Origin of the sequence: Burkholderia sp. SJZ089 (assembly GCF_007828315.1) — a bacterium.
In the GTDB taxonomy this organism is placed as follows: domain Bacteria; phylum Pseudomonadota; class Gammaproteobacteria; order Burkholderiales; family Burkholderiaceae; genus Burkholderia; species Burkholderia gladioli.
In genome coordinates this window covers 375,081-391,665 of sequence record NZ_VIUM01000006.1, presented here as the reverse complement: position 1 = coordinate 391,665, position 16,585 = coordinate 375,081, and the positions used below count along the sequence as shown (strand labels likewise).

Sequence of the window (16,585 nt, the reverse complement as noted above, 5' to 3'; positions counted from 1 at the left end):
TCATGCTTGCTCCTCGCGACCTTGCCAGGCCGCTTGCTTCTTCAGGCCGAAGCGGCGGATGAACACATAGAACGCCGGGGTGAACAGCAGGCCGAAGCCCGTCACGCCCAGCATGCCGAACAGCACGGCGGTGCCCAGCGACTGCCGCATCTCGGCGCCCGCGCCGGTGGCCACCGCCAGCGGCGCGACGCCAAGGATGAAGGCGAACGAGGTCATCAGGATCGGGCGCAGGCGCGTGCGGGCCGCGTGCACGGCGGCCTCGGCCGCGTCGGAACCTTCCTCCTCCTTCTGCCGCGCGAACTCGACGATCAGGATCGCGTTCTTGGCGGCCAGCCCGACCAGCACCACGAAGCCGATCTGCGCCAGGATGTCGATCGGCATGCCGCGCAGCGACAGCCCCGTGACCGAGGCCAGGATGCACATCGGCACGATCAGCACGATCGCCAGCGGCAGCTTCCAGCTCTCGTACTGGGCGACCAGCACCAGGAACACGAACAGCGCGGCGGCACCGAACACCACCAGGGTGGGCGTGCCCTTTTGCTGCTGCTGGTAGGCCAGGTCGGTCCACTCGAAGGAGATGCCCTGCGGCAGCACCTCGTGGGCGAGCTCCTCCATGCGATGCAGCGCGGTGCCGGTGGCCACGCCCGGCGCGGCGGCACCCTGCACCTCGGCGGCCGGATAGAGGTCGTAGCGAGGCACGCGATACGGGATCGTGCGGTCCTCGAAGGTGGCCACCGAGCCGATCGGCACCATCTCGCCGGCCTGGTTGCGGGTCTTCAGGCGCGAGATATCCTCGCCGCTGCGGCGGAAGCCCTCGTCGGCCTGCACGATCACCTCGTAGGTCCGTCCCAGGTAGTTGAAGTCGTTCACGTACTGCGAACCCAGGTAGACCTGCAGCGTCGAGAACACGTCGGTGGGCGTGACGCCCAGCTTCTGCGCCTTGACGCGGTCGATGTCGGCGAACACCGAGGGCGAACCGGCGTTGTAGAGCGTGAACACGCCGGCGAAATGCGGATCCTTGTTGGCCGCCGCCACCAGCGACTTGGCCGCCTTCACCAGCGCGTCAGGCCCCAGGCCCGCACGATCCTCCAGCATCAGCTTGAAGCCGCCCGCGCTGCCCAGGCCCTGCACCGGCGGCGGCGGGATGGTCAGCACATAGGCGTCCTTGATCACCGACAGACGGCGGCGCAGGTCGGCCAGCACGGTCTCGGCGGTCACCCCCGGCAGCGAGTGGTTGTAGAGCGAGGGCAGGCCCGTAAACACCGTGCCCGAATTCGAGGCGACCGTCAGCGTGGTCGCGTCGAGCCCGACGAAGGGCGCGGCGTGTTCGATGCCGCGCGTGGACAGCGCGATGTCGGTGACCTGGCGCACCACCTTCTCGGTGCGCTCCAGCGAGGCGCCCGGCGGCAACTGGATCACGGTGATCAGGTAGCCCTGGTCCTGCTCGGGGATGAAGCCGGTGGGCGTGCGCGAGAACTCGATGCCCGCCACCGCGATCAGCGCGACGTAGACCGCCAGCACCACGGCCAGGCCGCGCACCAGGCGGCGCGTGACATTGCCGTAGCCGAACGAGAGCCGCTCGAAGCCGCGGTTGAAGCGCGCGAAACCGGCGTCGAGCAAGCACGCAACGCGTCCCCCCTTGCCGGCCTCGTGGCCGTGATGCGACTTGAACAGCACCGCGCACAGCGCCGGGCTCAGCGTCAGCGAGACGAAGCAGGAGATCACCGTCGAGGCCGCGATGGTCACCGCGAACTGCCGGAAGAACAGGCCCGAGATGCCGCTCAGGAAGGCCGAGGGCACGAACACCGCGCACAGCGTCAGCGCGATCGACAGCAGCGCACCGCCCACCTCGTCCATGGTGCGGTGCGCCGCCTCGACGGCCGACATGCCGGCGCGCATGTTGCGCTCGACGTTCTCCACCACCACGATCGCGTCGTCGACCACGATCCCCACCGCCAGCACCAGCCCGAACAGCGAGAGGTTGTTCAGCGAGATGCCGAAGGTCGCCAGCACGATGAAGGAGCCCAGCAGCGAGACCGGGATCGCCACCACCGGGATGATGGTGGCGCGCCAGTTCTGCAGGAACACGAACACCACGCCCACCACCAGCAGGATCGCCACGAAGATGGTGGTGATCACCTCGTCCACCGACTTGCCGATGAAGATGGTCGGGTCGTAGATGATCTGGTAGTCGACGCCGGCCGGGAACTCCTTCTTGAGCCCTTCCATGGCCGCCAGTACCTCGTGCTCGACGGCCAGCGAGTTTGCGCCGGGCTCGGCGTAGATCAGCATCGCGGTGGCGTCGTCGCGGTCCTTGAACGAGGTCGCGCCGTAGTCGGCCGCGCCCACCTCGACGCGCCCGATATCGCGCAGGTGCGTGACCCGCCCCTGCGCGTCCGACTTCAGCACGATGTCGCCGAACTGCTCGGGCGTGGCCAGCCGGCCCAGCGCCTCGACGTTGATCTGGTAGGCGGCGCCGCGCGCCACCGGCGGCTGGTTCAGGATCCCGGCCGAGACCTGCACGTTCTGCGCGCGCAGCGCGGCCAATATCTCGCTGGCGGTCAGGTCGTGCGCGGCGGCGCGATCGGGGTCGATCCAGATGCGCATCGCGTATTCGCGCGCGCCCTGGATCTGCACGTCGCCCACGCCCTGCAGGCGCGCCAGCGTGTCCTTCACGTGCAGGGTCGCGTAGTTCGACAGGTAGAGCGTGTCGTGCGAGTGGTTCGGCGAATACAGATGCACCGCCAGCAGGATGCTCGGCGTCGACTTGCGCACCTGCACGCCGAGCCGCTGCACGTCCTCGGGCAGGCGCGGCAGCGCGTCCTGCACGCGGTTCTGGGTGAGCATCTGCGCGACGTTCAGGTCGGTGCCGATGCGGAACGTGACGGTCACCGTGAGCTGGCCGTTGCCGGTCGACTGGCTGCTCATGTAGAGCATGTTCTCGACGCCGTTGATCTGCTGCTCGAGCGGGGTGGCCACGGTGCGCGCGATGGTGTCGGCCGAGGCGCCGGGATAGGAGGTCGTGACCTGCACGGTGGGCGGCACGATCTCCGGATACTGCGCGACCGGCAGCACGAACATCGCACCCAGGCCGATCAGCGTCAGGAAGGCGCTGACCACCGTGGCGAAGCGTGGGCGGTCGATGAAGAAATGAGCGATACGCATGGAATCGGCGCTCCCTTATTGCGGCTGCGCCGCGTAGCGGATCGTGCCGTCGCGGGTCTTCACCTTCGAGCCGGGCGCCGCGAACGGCAGGCCGTCGATGATCACGCGGTCGCTGTCGGCCAGGCCCGAGCGGATCACGCGCAGGCCGCCGCGCACGTCGCCGGTCTCCACCTGCTTGGGCACCACGGTGCCGTCGGCGGCCACCGTCAGCACCAGGTGCTCGGACTGGTTCGGCAGCACCGAGGCGTCGGGCACCAGCAGGGTGGGCGCCGGATGCGTGACGGCCACCCGCACGCGGGAGAACTCGCCGGGCGTGAAATGGCCGTCGGCATTGGGCACCGTGGCGCGCGCGTGGATCGTGCCGCTGGAGCGGTCGAGCACGTTGTCGACGAAGTCGAGCGTGCCCTGCCGGTCGTAGGTGGTCGAGCCGCCCGAAGCCAGCTCGACGCGGTCGGCCGGCAGGCCCGAGACCTTGCCGCGATAGCGCTGGAAGGCCTCGTAGTCGGACTCGCTCATGTCGAAGTCGAGGTAGATCGGGTCGAGCGAGACGATGGTGGTCAACAGCGTGGTCGGGCTGCTCGCGTAGCGGCTGCCGGCGATCAAGTTGCCCACCGAGACCTGGTGCCGCCCGATTCGGCCGGTGAAGGGCGCGACGATGCGGCAATGGTCGAGATCGAAGCGCGCGTCGCGCACCTGCGCGTCGGCGTCGTCGAGCGCGGCCTGCGCGGCGTGCAGCTCGGAGGTGCGCTGCTCGGTGTTCTGGCGCGTGCCCGCTTCGCTGTGCTCCAGGTCCTGCGCGCGCGTCAACTCCTGCCTGGCCAGTACCAGCCGCGCGGCGGCGCTCTGCTGCTGCGCCTTGGCCTGGCTGTAGCGGATTTCGTAGGGAACCGAATCGATGGTGAACAGCAGGTCGCCCTTGTGGACCACGTCGCCGTCGCGGAAGTGGATGCCGGTCAGGGTGCCGCCCACCTGGGCGCGCAGCTCGACCTGGTCGACCGCCGAGAATTGGCCGAGAAAGCCGAGCCGCGTATCGAGATCGCGCACCAGCGGCCGGCTCACCGTCACCTCGTGCGGCGGCATCGGCGCTGCGGCGGCGGTGCCGGCACCGCCCGTCTGCGCGTGATGGAACCACAGCCCACCACCGATCACCACGATCCCGGCGGCGATCGCCAGGGCCCTGGCGCGCCCCTTCGGCCCGCCGTTGCGGCCGCCACGCAGGTTCGGGCCGTCTTCGTCCAGTCTTGTCTTCGTATCCACTGCTTCACCCTGGAAAGCGTTGCGCCCGGTCGGCCCCGCAAGCGGGACGAACCGGGCGATGTCGGCGCCTCTTACCCTCACCCGGCTGCCGGCCTGAATGGATGTCTATCGACATCCAAGGCTCGTTAGATTACCGATATCATCTAAATGATCAAGCCTGTCAGAATGACGGCTGGCCGCGAGGCGCCCGGCGGTCGGGCGCAATCGCTTGCGGGATGGGGCTTTCGGGGATTGTTGGCGCCTGTCGGCTACTGAATTCAGGCGTATGGCACAGAGCGAATCGCGGAGAAACGTCGGATTTCGTAAGGAAAATCGAAGCTTGGTGCCGTGGCGGACCGATGCAGCGGCCCGCTTGACTTCAAGTCGACTTGAGGCGCCATAGTGCATCGCGTCGCGCCATCCGGCGCTCCGCGAGGACAGCGTCATGCCCACTTCTTCCCCTCCCAGCCAGTCCGAACTCTGGAACGGCAGCTCGGGCCTTGCCTGGGTCGATACCCAGCCGATCCTCGACGCGATGTTCCAGCCGCTCGAACAGCGGCTCACCGAAGCGGCCGCCGCCGATGCGGCGGCGCACCCGCACCGCGTGCTCGACGTCGGCTGCGGCACGGGCGCCACCACGCTGGCGCTGGCCGCGATGGCCGAAGCCGGCGCCGGCGCCGGCGCCGAAGGCGACCGGGGCGGCGCCTTCGGCGACTGCCTCGGCATCGACATCTCCGCGCCGATGCTGGCCCTGGCCCGCGCGCGCGCCGACCAGCGCGGCCTGCACGCCGCCCGCTTCGTGCGGGCCGACGCGCAAACCCACGATTTCGCGCCGGCCGGCTTCGAGCTGGTCCAGTCGCGCTTCGGCGTGATGTTCTTCGACGATCCGCGCGCGGCCTTCGCGAACCTGCGCCGCGCGGCGGCACCCGGCGCGCGGCTGCGCTTCATCGCCTGGCGCCCGGCCGACGAGAATCCCTTCATGACCACCGCCGAACGCGCGGCCGCGCCGCTGCTGCCGGCACTGCCCGCGCGCGATCCGGCCCGTCCGGGGCAGTTCGCGTTCGGCGACCCCGAGCGGATGATCGGCATCCTGCACGGCGCGGGCTGGGAACGCATCGAGATCGCGCCGCTCGACGCCGCCTGCGCCCTGCCCGAACGCGACCTGCCCACCTATGCGCTGCGGCTCGGGCCGGTCGGCCAGCAGTTGCGCGAGGCCGATGCGCGAACCCGCGCGCAGGTGATCGAGACGGTGTGCGCGGCCTTCGCGCCCTTCCTCGACGGCGACATGCTGCACTACCAGGCGGCATGCTGGTGGGTCGAGGCGCGCGCCCCGCGCTGAACCCGGCGCGTCGGCGCGGGCAAAGAAAACGGCCGCCCGAAGGCGGCCGTTCGACTCGACACCCGCGCTCACCTATCGTCGGATCACGCCCAGCAACAGCGTGACGATGAAGATGATCACGAAGATGAAGAACAGGATCTTCGCGATCTCGGCGGCCCCGGCCGCAATGCCGCCGAAGCCGAACACCGCCGCGATGATGGCGATGATGAAAAAGATCACTGCGTAACGAAGCATGTCTACCTCCGGATTGGACTGCGAATAAGCCATGTCGCGCACGGCCGGGCCGTGGCGATCTCGTTCGATGATGCCGGCGCGCCTGTGCTGCGCGCCGCGCCGCTCAGATCGGCACGCGCCGGCGCAGCTCGGCCGGCAGGATCTTCATGCCCTGCCGGTACTTGGTCACGGTGCGCCGCGCCAGCACCACGCCGCGCCCGGCCAGGCGCTGCGCCAGCGCCACGTCGGAGAGCGGCTCGCCGGCCGGCTCGGTCGAGATCATTTCGCGGATCAGCACCTTGGCCGCCGCCGCCGAGCAGGCGCCACGCCCCGCCGCCTCGAGCTTGCGCGGGAAGAAGTGCTTGAACTCGAACACGCCGTGCGGGGTGGCCATGTACTTGTTGCCGGTGGCGCGCGAGATGGTCGATTCGTGCAGGTCGAGCTCCTCGGCGATATCGCGCAGCACCAGCGGCTTGAGCGCGATCGCGCCGTAGCGGAAGAAATCGCGCTGCCGCGCGACGATGCACTCGCCCACGCGCTGGATCGTGTCGAAGCGCTTCTGCGCGTTGCGGATCAGCCAGCGCGCTTCCTGCAACTGCTGCCCCAGCGGCGACTGGGTCGACTCGCTGGACTTGGCGAACAGCTCGGCATAGAGCTTGTGGATCCGCGCACGCGGCATCACCGCGGGGTTGACCGTCACCACCCAGCGGCCGCTCACCTGGCGCACGATCACGTCCGGCACCACGTAGTCGCCGCTCGCGCCGCCGAAATGGTTGCCGGGGCGCGGATCGAGCTTGCGCACCAGCGCGCAGGCCGCGCGCAGCGTGCGCGTATCGCAGCCCAGGCGTCGCTGGATCTCGGCGGTCTCGCGGCGCGCGAGCCGCTCCAGGTGATGCTCGGCGATCGCCTTGGCGCATTCGACGTCGGGGCGCCCGGCCGGCATCGCGGCGAGCTGCAGCGTCAGGCATTCCGACAGCGAACGCGCGGCCAGCCCCGGCTTGTCGAGCGACTGCACGCAGCGCAGCGCGATCGCCAGGTCCTGCTCGTTGAAGCAGTTCTCCGAGTCGGCGATGGTCTCGGCCAGTTCGGCCAGCGACTGGCGCAGGTAACCGTCGTCGTCGAGCGCGTCGATGATGGTGCGGGCCGCCGCGCGGTCGCGCGGATTGAGCGGGTACAGGCAAAGCGCCGCGTGCAGGTGCTCGTGCAAGGAAGGCTCCACCACCAGCCGTTCCGAAGGCTCGAGATCGAAGGCCTCGCCCGAGCGGCGCAGCGAGCTGCCGCGCATCGAGGGCTCGGCGGTGTATGAGGGCTCGCCGTCGGGCGGCCCCGCCTCGGCCGCGATCAGGGTCGGCGGCTCGGTGGTTTCCGCCGACTCGGCCGCCTGGGTGGCCTCGTCGAACGGCGTGCGCGTGTCCTCGTCGCCCGAAATCTGGACGTCCTCGAGAAAGGGGTTGGTGTCCAGCGCTTGACGCAGTTCCTGCTGGAATTCGAGCGACGACAGTTGCAAGAGCCGCAGCGACTGTTGAAGTCGCGGCGTCAGTGTCAGGTGTTGTCGCATCTGTAGCGCGAGCGTTGCGGGCATCCGGATGCTCCTCGTCGTTGATTGGGACTGTCCCGACTTTTGCAACATCCGTACCAGGCTGGCGAAGCCTTGTGCCACGGGGCTCGCGCACGCGCGAGGGCGGCGCTCCCCACGCGGCCGGAGCATTTTTTACAAGCAGCTTCGCAAGATTTGGTCCGGGAGAATCGGTCCCGGGCACATGCTCCGCGGCCTTTTCGCGTGCCCCGCACCGAAGGCTTCCTCTAGTCACGCTAAAGAACCCACGAGCCCCTGCCCTCGGGCGATGCAGCGCCATGCGATGGGTCCGGCCGCCCCCCGAAGCGCATCCGCCACGCGCCTTCCAGATACCGCCGGGTACGCATCCTGCTCATTGTCATCGCCCGCCGGCGCATCGTGCGGGACCGGCGAGGGGGGCGCCAATCAGGCCGCATTCGCCGTGCAAGCCGTAACCACTGGTCGCGCAAGCTCGTGCCGGACCGTGCACGCAGCGCAGCTCATATGAACGACAGAATCAGAGAGGAAAGTATGAAAGGACTACGTACCCTGGCCGTGATGGTGTCCGCGGTGGCCATGCTCAGCGCATGCGGCGGCGATGACGGCAACGACGTCGGCACCATCATCGGCGTCTCGAAGCCGCAGGCGCGCTTCATCAACGCGGTGCCGCTCGGCCCCAATCTCGACTACTACCTGAACGGCCAGGTCAACACCGCCAACATCGCCTACAAGGGCGTGACGCGCTACGCCGACCTCGGCACCGGCAACCAGACCGCTTCGTACGACGCCAACGGCACCACCGTCACGCTGGGTTCGCAGGGCTTCTCGACCGCCAACGGCCATCACTACACCACCATCGCGCTGCCGAGCACCTCGGCGCCGATCTCGGTGATCGACGACCCCTACGCCAAGGGCCTGCTGTCGGACAAGGCGCGCGTGCGCGGCTTCAATGCCTCGCCGAACGCGCAGAACGTCGACATCTACGTGGTGCCGGCGGGCAAGACCGACATCAGCGCGATTGCCCCGACCATGCCGGGCCTGGCCTACCAGGGCGCGGTGCCGGCCAGCGGGCAGGATTCGATCTACATCGAGGGCGCCAGCGTCCAGGTGATCGTCACCTCCACCGGCTCGAAGACGCCGATCCTGACCACCGCGCCGGTCACGCTCTCGGACAACGCCGACTGGCTGGTGCTGACGATTCCGGCGGGCGGCATCAAGGACGTGGTGCCGAACGACATCCACGTGCTGGTGGCGCAGGGCAACGATGCCGATACCTCGGCGCAGGAACTGGGTCCGCAAGGGCAATAAGCCTCGCCGCCGCGCGTCGCGCCACGCGACGCGCGCGATATACGACGACGCCCCGCTTCGAGCGGGGCGTCGTGCCATTGGGGGTCGTGCCGCTAGAGTGAGGAGTGAGCCGCGCAGGCCTCAGCTCGAGGACGGGCCCGCGGGTTCGAGCCGGATCACGCGCTCGGTGCGCGCGCCGTAGGTGCGGCCCGCGTCGACGATGCCGGCCTGGCTGACCTGCCAGCCCAGCCGTGTCTCGACGGCCGGCTGCGAGCCGCCGCGACGGCTGGCGAAACCGGCCAGGCCGTCGTCGGGCGTGCTCACGCTATCGTCGAGCGAGGCGTTCGAATGGATCACGTTATCGCGCCAGTGCGGCGCGTCGCGATGGGCGTCGAAGCTCTTGCCGTCGACGTCGACGCAACTGTCGGAGGCGCCCATGTTGGCGTTGTCGAGCGTCGCGATGCGGCTTGCCGCGCGACGCACCGGATCGCCGTGCTCGAGCAGCGCATAACGCGCGCGGTCGATCGGCGGCAGCCCGGTCGGCATCTTCGCGGCGATCCGCTCGGGCGTGAGCCTGCGATCGGCCGCCGCCGGCTTGCCGGCTGCTTCGGTTTCCGAATGATTCTGTTCCATCGTCTCCTCCAGGTCGAAACACCGGGCGGGCGCCGGGCACGAAGCCCGGCGCTCGCCAATCGAACCGCCCGACGCGCGAGGACGCGGCCGGACTAGAACTGGTAATTGATCGACAGGTCGAACGTGGCGTTTGCCGAGCTCTGCGTGATGGGACTGTGGCGCGCGCTGCCGACCAGCTGCTGGATCGCGCCGTCCGCGGTCATGAACCAGTGCTTGCGGAAGTACCAGACCATCGTGATGCCGCCGCCGTAGGACCTCAGGCCTGCCTTGGCAGAATACTCCGGAATACCCGAGCGCGCCGAGGCCGCGGGGTTCACGCCGAACCAGCTGTTCATGTAGCGCGAATCGGCGAAGGTCACGTTCGGCCCGGCGAACCAGAAGAAGTGCTCGGAGCTGCCCGGCAGCGGCATGTAGGCGGCGAAGTCGGCCACCCAGCCGTTCGCGCCGCCGATGCTGCGCTGCACATCGCCGCGCAGCACCAGCGGGAAGCGCTTGGAGAGCACGTAGTCGGCCGACAGCTTGATCTTGGCCGCCGGATTGATGTTGTCGAGGCCGTGCAGGTGGCCGAGATCGTCGGCCGAACGCCGCCCCAGGTCGTAGCCGACCGACAGCGTGGCGCGCCAGTTCTGGCCGCGCAGGAAGTTCACGCCGAGCCCCTCGCCGGTCGACAGGAAGAACAGGTCGCGGTAGCGGATGTCGATGCTCGGGCCCGCCATCGCGCGGTACTGGTCCGAGCCATCGTAGCGCGGCCGGAAGGTGGAGGCGACACCGATACTGGTCTGCCAGGTGTCCTTCGGATTCGGATTGAACAGCTTCTCGAGCGGCACGCCGGCCGAGTACTGCCATTCGCTCAGGGGGCCCGGCGTCTGCGCGCGGGCCGTGACGCTGGCCGCGCAGCACAGCGCCAGCAGGGTGAGCCGTGAGGGCACGATCGCGCGGCGCGGCATCGGGCGGGCGCGGCGCGGGGGGACGGAAACGGCACGGCATCGAATCATCAGCTCATCCTCTTGGTGTTGTCAGTTCTACTGGAAGAGTCCCGACGCAAGCCCGCGCACGCCGTGCACCGCCGCATGAAGAACGCGGCGCGGCGCGCGCAAGCCGGCGGTCGCACCGCGGCTGCGCATGTTGCCCTCGCTCATGTTACCCGCGCCGCATGCATCCTGCCTCGCGAAGCCGGGCCACCCGCTCGGGTGGCTCGCGCGAGGGCGGATCGCCCGCCGGCGGATGCTGCGGCGTCGGCGGATCGGGCGGCCCGTCGTCGCCCTCGTCGGGCTGCGGATCGGGATCGTCGATCTGGGGATACGGCGGCTCGGGTCGATGCAGCGAGATGCCGGTTGGCCAGCCGGCGAAGCCCGATGCACCGGACATGGCGAACCCGGGCGGCGAAGCTGACACAGGCTCCACGGTCGGTCCTCCTAATGCGAGTCAGCGGCAAATACTGCAATTCGTATGCCAGGCGAGCCGGCGGTGATCCGGCCCGGCCGCCGCCGCGCCGGAACCGGGCCCGGCCGCCGTTGATCGCGCACCCTGGGCATTCCTTACATCCGGCACTGAAAATTTTTCAGACGCCCGGCGCGCGCCACGGACCGCCGTGCCGCCCGCAACGGGCGGCACGGCTCGGCACGCGGCTTGCTGAATCGAAAGCATGATCACTCGGAGGGCAAGCGATGCGATCCTTTAACCGATCCCCATTCCCGAGCTCGGCGGAAATCGAGCACCGGCCGCCGCAGCGGATGCACGACCATGGGCAAGTCCAGGCCGCCGGCAAGGACCAGCCCCCGCCGCGCCAGCAGCCCGCGCGTCCCGCCGAGGAGCGGCGCATCGACCGCGCGCTCGAGGACACCTTCCCGGCCAGCGACCCGCCGGCCACCGGCGGCGTGACCCGCATCGATCCGGCCACGCCCGCCCCCCAGCCGCCTCACCGCGGCGAACCGGGCTCGCCCTGAACGGGCGAGCGCTCATTGCAGCAGTTCCTTGCACCAGGAGGTCGAAGATGAACCTGCATCCCGAGACCCAGGGCGCCACCCGCGCCCCCGAGCGCATCATCGGCCGGCCCGCCGATTCCAGCGGCCCCGGCCCCGAGGTGATGGCCGCCTCGACGCTGGACGGCAATCGCGTCTATGCCACCGACGGCGTCCAGGTCGGCCATATCAAGGACATCATGCTGGATGTGCGCGGCGGCCGCATCGCCTACGCGGTGCTGTCCAGCGGCGGCCTGCTCGGCATCGGCGACAAGCTGCTGGCCGTGCCCTGGCACGAGCTGACGCTCGACACCGATCGCAAGTGCTTCGTGCTGCCGGTCACCTCGCAGCAGGTACGCGAGGCGCCAGGCTTCGATCGCCATCACTGGCCGAGCTTCGCCGATGCCGAATGGGTGCGCACCCGCGAGCCGGCCGGCGCCGCGGCCACCGGCTGGGATCCCGCCGATCTCGGCCGCTTCGACGTCGATACCGGCCTGGACGAACCTCCGCACGAAAGCTCGCCGAACCGGCCCGAATCGCGATCCGAACCACGCGACGACCGCCATTGATCTGCTACGGTCGTCACGTTTCCAGGAGCGTCCAGCCAGGACGCTCTCTTTTTTTGGTGCCTAGTTTTTCGTGTCGGGATGGCGCTCGGCGACCGCGGTATCAATGCGCCAGGCCGCCTCGCGCACGCGCCGCGTGGCTGGCGACGGCCTCGCCCGCCACGGCGGCCGGCGCGACTTCCTCGGGCGGCGGCAGCACGGCCGCGAGCCCGAGCGCATCGATCCACAGCTCGCGCGACCAGCCCAGCGTGTGCAGGGCCAGCGGGTCGACCTGCGCCTCGAGCGCCTCGACGGCGTCCTTCAACACCTGCGCGACCGGCCCGGCGGCGCGTTCGGCCGCGATCGCCAGCAGCTTGCGATGCAACTGGTCGCGCGTCTCGACCAGCAGCACGCACTCGGTCGCGACCCGCTCGGCCGCCGCGCGATCCCCGCCCTGCACCGCGTAGGCGATCACCTCGAGCAGGGACTTGCCGAGCGCGGCGGCGGCGGTGCGCACGCGCGAGCTGGCCTCGACGTCGAGGCCGAGCGCGTCGAAGACATCGGCCAGCACCTGGGCGCGGCGATGCGCGGCCTCGCGATGCAGCCGCCATTCGGCGGCCAGTTCCTCGTGCGTGGTGGCGGCCAGCGCGGCGTCGTAGACGGCCATCGCGCGCAGCGTGGTTTCATGCGCCTGGTCCAGCAGTTGATGCAATCCCTCGCGATCGACACGCGTCGTCATCCCGTTTCCTCCTTTCCAGTCCATCGAGCGCCGCCGGCCCCGGCCGGCGGCACGAACGGCGCGCGCCCTCAGCGCCCCACCTCGCGCGCCAGCGTGCGCGCCGCCGCCAGATGCTTGCGCAGCATCGGCAGGCTGTCCTGCGCGAAGCCGCGCAACTCGGTCGAATGCCCGCCGCGCGCCTCGGCCGAGAACAGCCGGATCGCCTGGCGGTGCGCGGCCGGCCCCGCGATCGCCACGTAGGCGACATCGAAATCGTGGCCGCGCTTGTTGCGCAGCGCGTCGATGTCGGGATCGACGATCATCGCCGCCTGCGCGGGCACGCCGACCTTCGCGGCGATCGTGCGCAGTGCCTCGTTGGCGCGGCCGTGGTCGTCCAGCATCATCTTGGCGAACTCGCGCACCGCGGGCGAAGCCGATTGCTCGATCGCCAACTGGCTGGCCTGCACCTCGCGCTTGCCGGCGATCGCGGCCTTGTCGACGAATTCCGGATCGATGCCTTGCGGGCGCTTGGCGATCTCGCTGTCGCCGACCGGCGAGGCCGGCTTGACGATCTCCGCGCCGACGCGCGGATCGGCGGCGGGCGGCTCGTGCGGCGCCGGGTTCGGGTTGGTCTGCGCCGACGCCTCGCAGGCTGCACCCAGCGCGATGGCGAGCGCCACCATTCGCCGGCCCTGACGGCCGGCTGCCCTGGTTCGTTTCATCCTCGCTCTCCTCGATGGGATCGGATCGGCCCTGCCAGCCGCCTCGGGGCGGCGCGCAGCCCGCTCCGGCCTGGAGCGGAACCGGCCGCTACCGGCGGCTTGCTTCGACCGGCTTACTTCGGGTGGATGGTCAGTTGGTCCTGCACCGAGCGCACGCCGTCCACGCTCTTCACCGCGGCCACCGCGAGCGGGCGCTGCGATTCGTCGGGCACGCTGCCGGTGAGCGTCACGTGGCCCTGGCGCGTGCTGACGTGCACGTCGTCCGAGGACAGCCCGCTGGCCTGCACCAGCGCGGCCTTGGCCTTGGTGGTGACGGCCATGTCGCGCATCTTCGCGCCGGCCGAGTGAGTGGCCGAGGCGACCGTGTCGCCCGTGTCCGCGCCGGCGTCGAACGGCATGCTCGCGCAGAACGCGGTGGCGGCCGTCAGCGCGACGGCCAGCAAGCCGCGCGGTCCGCGCGAACGCGCGAGACGACGCGGAGTCGACGAGATCCTGTCTGCGTTGCGGTGCTTCATGCCTGGGCTCCTTGCATCGAGCCGGCCCGGTGCCGGCGACAAGGCAGGAATCGCAAGCGCCATGCCCGGGCCGCGCGCCTTGTCGCGCAAGGCGCGCGCGGCGACGCGGCACTTTTCGTCAAGCCGTTTGAAAGATTTACGAACTCGTCGGGCCGATCGGCAAGCCCGGCTCGAGAGATCGATGCGGCGCCCCCGATATCAATCGCAGTGCGAAGCAAAAAGGCGACAGGCGGGGTGAACGGTGAAAGGCGCGCCGACAAAGGCGCGCCGCGCTCAGTCGCGCGAAGGCGAGGTCAGCGATCGCTCCGGCGCCTGGGTGGCGCGCAGGATCTCGCGCGCCAGGACCTGGATGTCGACCGGCTTGCACAGATAGCCGTTGAAGCCGGCCGCCAGCACGCGGCGCTCGTCGGCCTGCCCGGCATGCGCGGTCACCGCCAGCATCGGCGCGTTGATGGCGGTGCGCGCGCCGCCGCGCAGCGCATCGAGCAGCCAGAAGCCGTCGCCGTCGGGCATGGCCAGGTCGGACAGCACCACGGTCGGCCGCGCGCCGTCGATCTTGGCCAGCGCGTCGCGCCCCGAGGAAGCCACCACCACCGCCGCGCCGAGCGTGGCCAGCGCCGCCGCCAGGCTGGTGCGCGAGGTCTCGTCGTCATCGACCAGCATCACGCGCTGGCCGTCCAGGTTGATGCGCTCGCGCGACAGCGCGTCGTCGTCGCGCCGGCCGCTCCAGGCGATCGCGCCCGAGGGCTGCCAGCCGGCCGGCAGCGCGACCTCGAAGGTGGTGCCGAGGTCGCGCCCGGCGCTGGCGACGCGCACCGCGCCGCCGTGCAGCTCGGCGATGTGGCGCACGATCGACAGCCCGAGCCCGAGCCCGCGCTTGGGCGAGGCCGGCGAGCCCTCGGCGCGGCGGAACGCCTCGAACACATGCGGCAGGAAATCCGCGACCACGCCCTGCCCGGTGTCGGCCACCGTCAGCAGCACGCGCGCCTCGTCGCGGGTCAAGCCGATCGTCACGCGGCCGCCGCGCGGCGTGAACTTGAAGGCGTTGGACAGCAGGTTGGAGAGCATCTGCTTGAGACGCTCGGCGTCGCCCGAGACCACGCAGGCCTCCAACGCGCAGTGGGTCTCCAGCGTGATGCCGTCGTGGCCGGCGGTGGTGCCGAACGAGCCGGCCACGTCGCCGACCACGCGCACCAGGTCGACCGGCATCGGATCGAGCCGCAGCTTGCCGGTGGCCAGCGAGGAGGCGTCGAGGATATCGGCCACCATGCGCGACAGCGATCGGGCGCTGCGGTCGATCGCGTCGATCGCCTGCCGCTGCAGCGCGCCGTCGATCGGATTGCGCATCACCTCGACCCAGCCGTAGATCACGTTCAACGGCGTGCGCAGCTCGTGCGAGACGATCGCCAGCAGTTCGTCCTTGAGGCGGTTCGAGGTGTCGGCCTGGCGCCGCGCATCGCGCGCGCCGCGCAGCCGGTGATGGTTGCGCCGCTCGCGGCGGCGCTGGGCGCGCGTATCGCGCAGCGTCAGCGACAAGGCCACGCAGCGCTGCTGTTCGTCGAACACGGGCGAGGCGGCCAGCGTCACGCGAAACCGCTTGCCGTCCCCCCCCAGGCAAAGCACGTCGAGGCCGCCGATCGCCTCGCGCACCTCGCTCACCTCGGTGGCGATCGGGTGCCGGCGCAGCCAGCGCGGCGCGACCAGCATGTCGATATCGTGGCCGAGCGCGTCGGCCTCGGGATAACCGAACATGCGTTGCGCGGCCGGGTTCCAGCTGGTGATGCGGCGATCCGCGCCGACTCCGATGATCGCATCGGGCGAGGCGTCCACCAGACGGCGCAGCATGCCGTTGGCCAGCGCCCGCTCGTGCTCGGCGCTGACGTCGCGCAGCACCGCCACCGCGCCGCCGCGCGCGCCGTCCGGATCGCGCAGCGGCGAGACCACCACCGCGACAGGCACGCGCGCGGCCTGCCCGGCCGGCTGCAGCCAGTGCAGCTCGCTGGTGCCCGCGCCGTCCTCCGCGCCGGCCAGCACGCGCTCGAGCGCCGCCACGCGGGAACTGACGCCATGGCTGTCGTAGCCGTGGAAGATCTCGTGAAAGGGCTTGCCGTGCGCGCTCGCGCTCTGGTGCCCGGTCAGCGCGGCCGCCACCGGGTTGAGATAGGTGAGCCGGCCGAGCGGGTCGATCACCATCACGCCCTGCGTCAGCGAGGCCAGGGTGATCTCGTAGTGCTGGCGCGCGGCGGCCTCGCGCCGGCGCAGCGTCTCGTTGGTCAGGCGCGCATGGTGGAACGCCGCCACCACCGCGCAGACCACGCCCGCCACCAGCAGGAACAGGCCGACCTGCATCGCCTGCATGGCCGGCGAGAGCGCATAGGCGAGCGGATCGCCGAGGAACAGCAGCCAGATCAGCAGCGCGCTGAGCAGGGTGGCGACCAGCCCAGCGCCGAACGACGCGGTCCAGGCCACCCCCGCGATGAACGGGTAGTAGAGCAGGAGCGGCATGTTCGCGCCGCCGTAATGGACCAGCAACGACTGCAGCACGGTCGGCATCGCCACCAGCGCGGCGATGATCACGCCGTTACGCATCCAGCCTGATTCGAGTTGGGTCATCCGATCGACTCCCGCCCTGGCCGGCTGCCTGCCGACCGGGCGCTGCACGCCGGCCGCCGCAGCGGCCCGCCCTCCCCTGACAT

The 16,585-nt window shown here is 70.3% G+C and carries 15 protein-coding genes; 4 read left to right on the top strand and 11 right to left on the bottom strand.

Going from position 1 to position 16,585, the window contains the following annotated elements; translation table 11 throughout:
• Together FB600_RS14230 and FB600_RS14225 are read right to left on the bottom strand one after the other, a co-directional pair.
• Window positions 1-3,165: an efflux RND transporter permease subunit gene (locus tag FB600_RS14230; protein ID WP_145756874.1), complete on the bottom strand. Its 3,165-nt coding sequence runs from the start codon at window positions 3,163-3,165 to the stop codon at window positions 1-3.
• A 15-nt stretch (window positions 3,166-3,180) separates the two neighbouring features.
• Window positions 3,181-4,422 (bottom strand): efflux RND transporter periplasmic adaptor subunit, encoded by a 1,242-nt coding sequence (locus FB600_RS14225; protein WP_098154253.1) that lies wholly within the window; start codon window positions 4,420-4,422, stop codon window positions 3,181-3,183.
• Between the two features lie 424 nt (window positions 4,423-4,846).
• Here FB600_RS14225 and FB600_RS14220 point away from each other — a divergent pair, with 424 nt between their 5' ends.
• Entirely contained in the window at window positions 4,847-5,740 is an 894-nt protein-coding gene (locus FB600_RS14220) for a class I SAM-dependent methyltransferase (RefSeq protein ID WP_145756875.1), read from the top strand.
• Between the two features lie 72 nt (window positions 5,741-5,812).
• Here FB600_RS14220 and FB600_RS14215 read toward each other — a convergent pair whose 3' ends face one another.
• Both FB600_RS14215 and FB600_RS14210 read right to left on the bottom strand, forming a co-directional pair.
• A complete protein-coding gene (locus FB600_RS14215) occupies window positions 5,813-5,974 on the bottom strand; it encodes a DUF1328 family protein (RefSeq protein ID WP_013697398.1) in 162 nt (53 codons plus the stop codon).
• A gap of 103 nt (window positions 5,975-6,077) precedes the next feature.
• A complete protein-coding gene (locus tag FB600_RS14210) occupies window positions 6,078-7,535 on the bottom strand; it encodes an RNA polymerase factor sigma-54 (RefSeq protein WP_013697397.1) in 1,458 nt (485 codons plus the stop codon).
• Window positions 7,536-8,039: 504 nt separating this feature from the next.
• Between FB600_RS14210 and FB600_RS14205 the strand changes: the two genes are divergently transcribed.
• Window positions 8,040-8,816 carry a DUF4397 domain-containing protein gene (locus tag FB600_RS14205; protein WP_036034014.1) on the top strand — a complete coding sequence of 259 codons (777 nt, stop codon included), beginning with the start codon at window positions 8,040-8,042 and terminating at the stop codon, window positions 8,814-8,816.
• A 120-nt stretch (window positions 8,817-8,936) separates the two neighbouring features.
• Here FB600_RS14205 and FB600_RS14200 read toward each other — a convergent pair whose 3' ends face one another.
• The 3 genes from FB600_RS14200 to FB600_RS14190 form a co-directional block, all read right to left on the bottom strand.
• On the bottom strand, window positions 8,937-9,428 hold the full coding sequence (locus tag FB600_RS14200; RefSeq protein WP_036052014.1) for a DUF3005 domain-containing protein: 492 nt from the start codon (window positions 9,426-9,428) through the stop codon (window positions 8,937-8,939).
• A gap of 92 nt (window positions 9,429-9,520) precedes the next feature.
• Window positions 9,521-10,375 (bottom strand): MipA/OmpV family protein, encoded by an 855-nt coding sequence (locus FB600_RS14195; RefSeq protein WP_175427752.1) that lies wholly within the window; start codon window positions 10,373-10,375, stop codon window positions 9,521-9,523.
• A gap of 193 nt (window positions 10,376-10,568) precedes the next feature.
• Window positions 10,569-10,796: a hypothetical protein gene (locus tag FB600_RS14190; RefSeq protein ID WP_052142898.1), complete on the bottom strand. Its 228-nt coding sequence runs from the start codon at window positions 10,794-10,796 to the stop codon at window positions 10,569-10,571.
• 365 nt (window positions 10,797-11,161) lie between these two features.
• Here FB600_RS14190 and FB600_RS14185 point away from each other — a divergent pair, with 365 nt between their 5' ends.
• Both FB600_RS14185 and FB600_RS14180 read left to right on the top strand, forming a co-directional pair.
• Window positions 11,162-11,374 (top strand): hypothetical protein, encoded by a 213-nt coding sequence (locus FB600_RS14185; protein ID WP_098154255.1) that lies wholly within the window; start codon window positions 11,162-11,164, stop codon window positions 11,372-11,374.
• A gap of 53 nt (window positions 11,375-11,427) precedes the next feature.
• Window positions 11,428-11,958, top strand: a complete 531-nt coding sequence (locus FB600_RS14180) for a PRC-barrel domain-containing protein (protein ID WP_372586746.1) — start codon at window positions 11,428-11,430, stop codon at window positions 11,956-11,958.
• 100 nt (window positions 11,959-12,058) lie between these two features.
• Here FB600_RS14180 and FB600_RS14175 read toward each other — a convergent pair whose 3' ends face one another.
• The 4 genes from FB600_RS14175 to FB600_RS14160 all read right to left on the bottom strand — a co-directional run bounded on the left by FB600_RS14175 (window position 12,059) and on the right by FB600_RS14160 (window position 16,502).
• On the bottom strand, window positions 12,059-12,673 hold the full coding sequence (locus tag FB600_RS14175) for a hypothetical protein (protein WP_017921073.1): 615 nt from the start codon (window positions 12,671-12,673) through the stop codon (window positions 12,059-12,061).
• Between the two features lie 68 nt (window positions 12,674-12,741).
• Window positions 12,742-13,374 (bottom strand): DUF4142 domain-containing protein, encoded by a 633-nt coding sequence (locus FB600_RS14170; protein ID WP_145756877.1) that lies wholly within the window; start codon window positions 13,372-13,374, stop codon window positions 12,742-12,744.
• A 113-nt stretch (window positions 13,375-13,487) separates the two neighbouring features.
• Window positions 13,488-13,889 (bottom strand): BON domain-containing protein, encoded by a 402-nt coding sequence (locus FB600_RS14165; protein WP_096749327.1) that lies wholly within the window; start codon window positions 13,887-13,889, stop codon window positions 13,488-13,490.
• A 273-nt stretch (window positions 13,890-14,162) separates the two neighbouring features.
• Window positions 14,163-16,502 carry an ATP-binding protein gene (locus FB600_RS14160; protein ID WP_096749328.1) on the bottom strand — a complete coding sequence of 780 codons (2,340 nt, stop codon included), beginning with the start codon at window positions 16,500-16,502 and terminating at the stop codon, window positions 14,163-14,165.
• Between the last annotated feature and the right edge of the window lie 83 nt (window positions 16,503-16,585).

What these genes read in the sequence shown, in the direction of transcription:
- FB600_RS14200 (WP_036052014.1), bottom strand. Translation starts at nt 9,428, where the DNA reads ATGGAACAGAATCATTCGGAAACCGAAGCAGCCGGCAAGCCGGCGGCG.
- FB600_RS14165 (WP_096749327.1), bottom strand. Translation starts at nt 13,889, where the DNA reads ATGAAGCACCGCAACGCAGACAGGATCTCGTCGACTCCGCGTCGTCTC.
- FB600_RS14205 (WP_036034014.1), top strand. Translation starts at nt 8,040, where the DNA reads ATGAAAGGACTACGTACCCTGGCCGTGATGGTGTCCGCGGTGGCCATG.
- FB600_RS14175 (WP_017921073.1), bottom strand. Translation starts at nt 12,673, where the DNA reads ATGACGACGCGTGTCGATCGCGAGGGATTGCATCAACTGCTGGACCAG.
- FB600_RS14190 (WP_052142898.1), bottom strand. Translation starts at nt 10,796, where the DNA reads ATGTCCGGTGCATCGGGCTTCGCCGGCTGGCCAACCGGCATCTCGCTG.
- FB600_RS14170 (WP_145756877.1), bottom strand. Translation starts at nt 13,374, where the DNA reads ATGAAACGAACCAGGGCAGCCGGCCGTCAGGGCCGGCGAATGGTGGCG.
- FB600_RS14230 (WP_145756874.1), bottom strand. Translation starts at nt 3,165, where the DNA reads ATGCGTATCGCTCATTTCTTCATCGACCGCCCACGCTTCGCCACGGTG.
- FB600_RS14160 (WP_096749328.1), bottom strand. Translation starts at nt 16,502, where the DNA reads ATGACCCAACTCGAATCAGGCTGGATGCGTAACGGCGTGATCATCGCC.
- FB600_RS14220 (WP_145756875.1), top strand. Translation starts at nt 4,847, where the DNA reads ATGCCCACTTCTTCCCCTCCCAGCCAGTCCGAACTCTGGAACGGCAGC.
- FB600_RS14185 (WP_098154255.1), top strand. Translation starts at nt 11,162, where the DNA reads ATGCACGACCATGGGCAAGTCCAGGCCGCCGGCAAGGACCAGCCCCCG.
- FB600_RS14215 (WP_013697398.1), bottom strand. Translation starts at nt 5,974, where the DNA reads ATGCTTCGTTACGCAGTGATCTTTTTCATCATCGCCATCATCGCGGCG.
- FB600_RS14195 (WP_175427752.1), bottom strand. Translation starts at nt 10,375, where the DNA reads ATGCCGCGCCGCGCGATCGTGCCCTCACGGCTCACCCTGCTGGCGCTG.
- FB600_RS14210 (WP_013697397.1), bottom strand. Translation starts at nt 7,535, where the DNA reads ATGCCCGCAACGCTCGCGCTACAGATGCGACAACACCTGACACTGACG.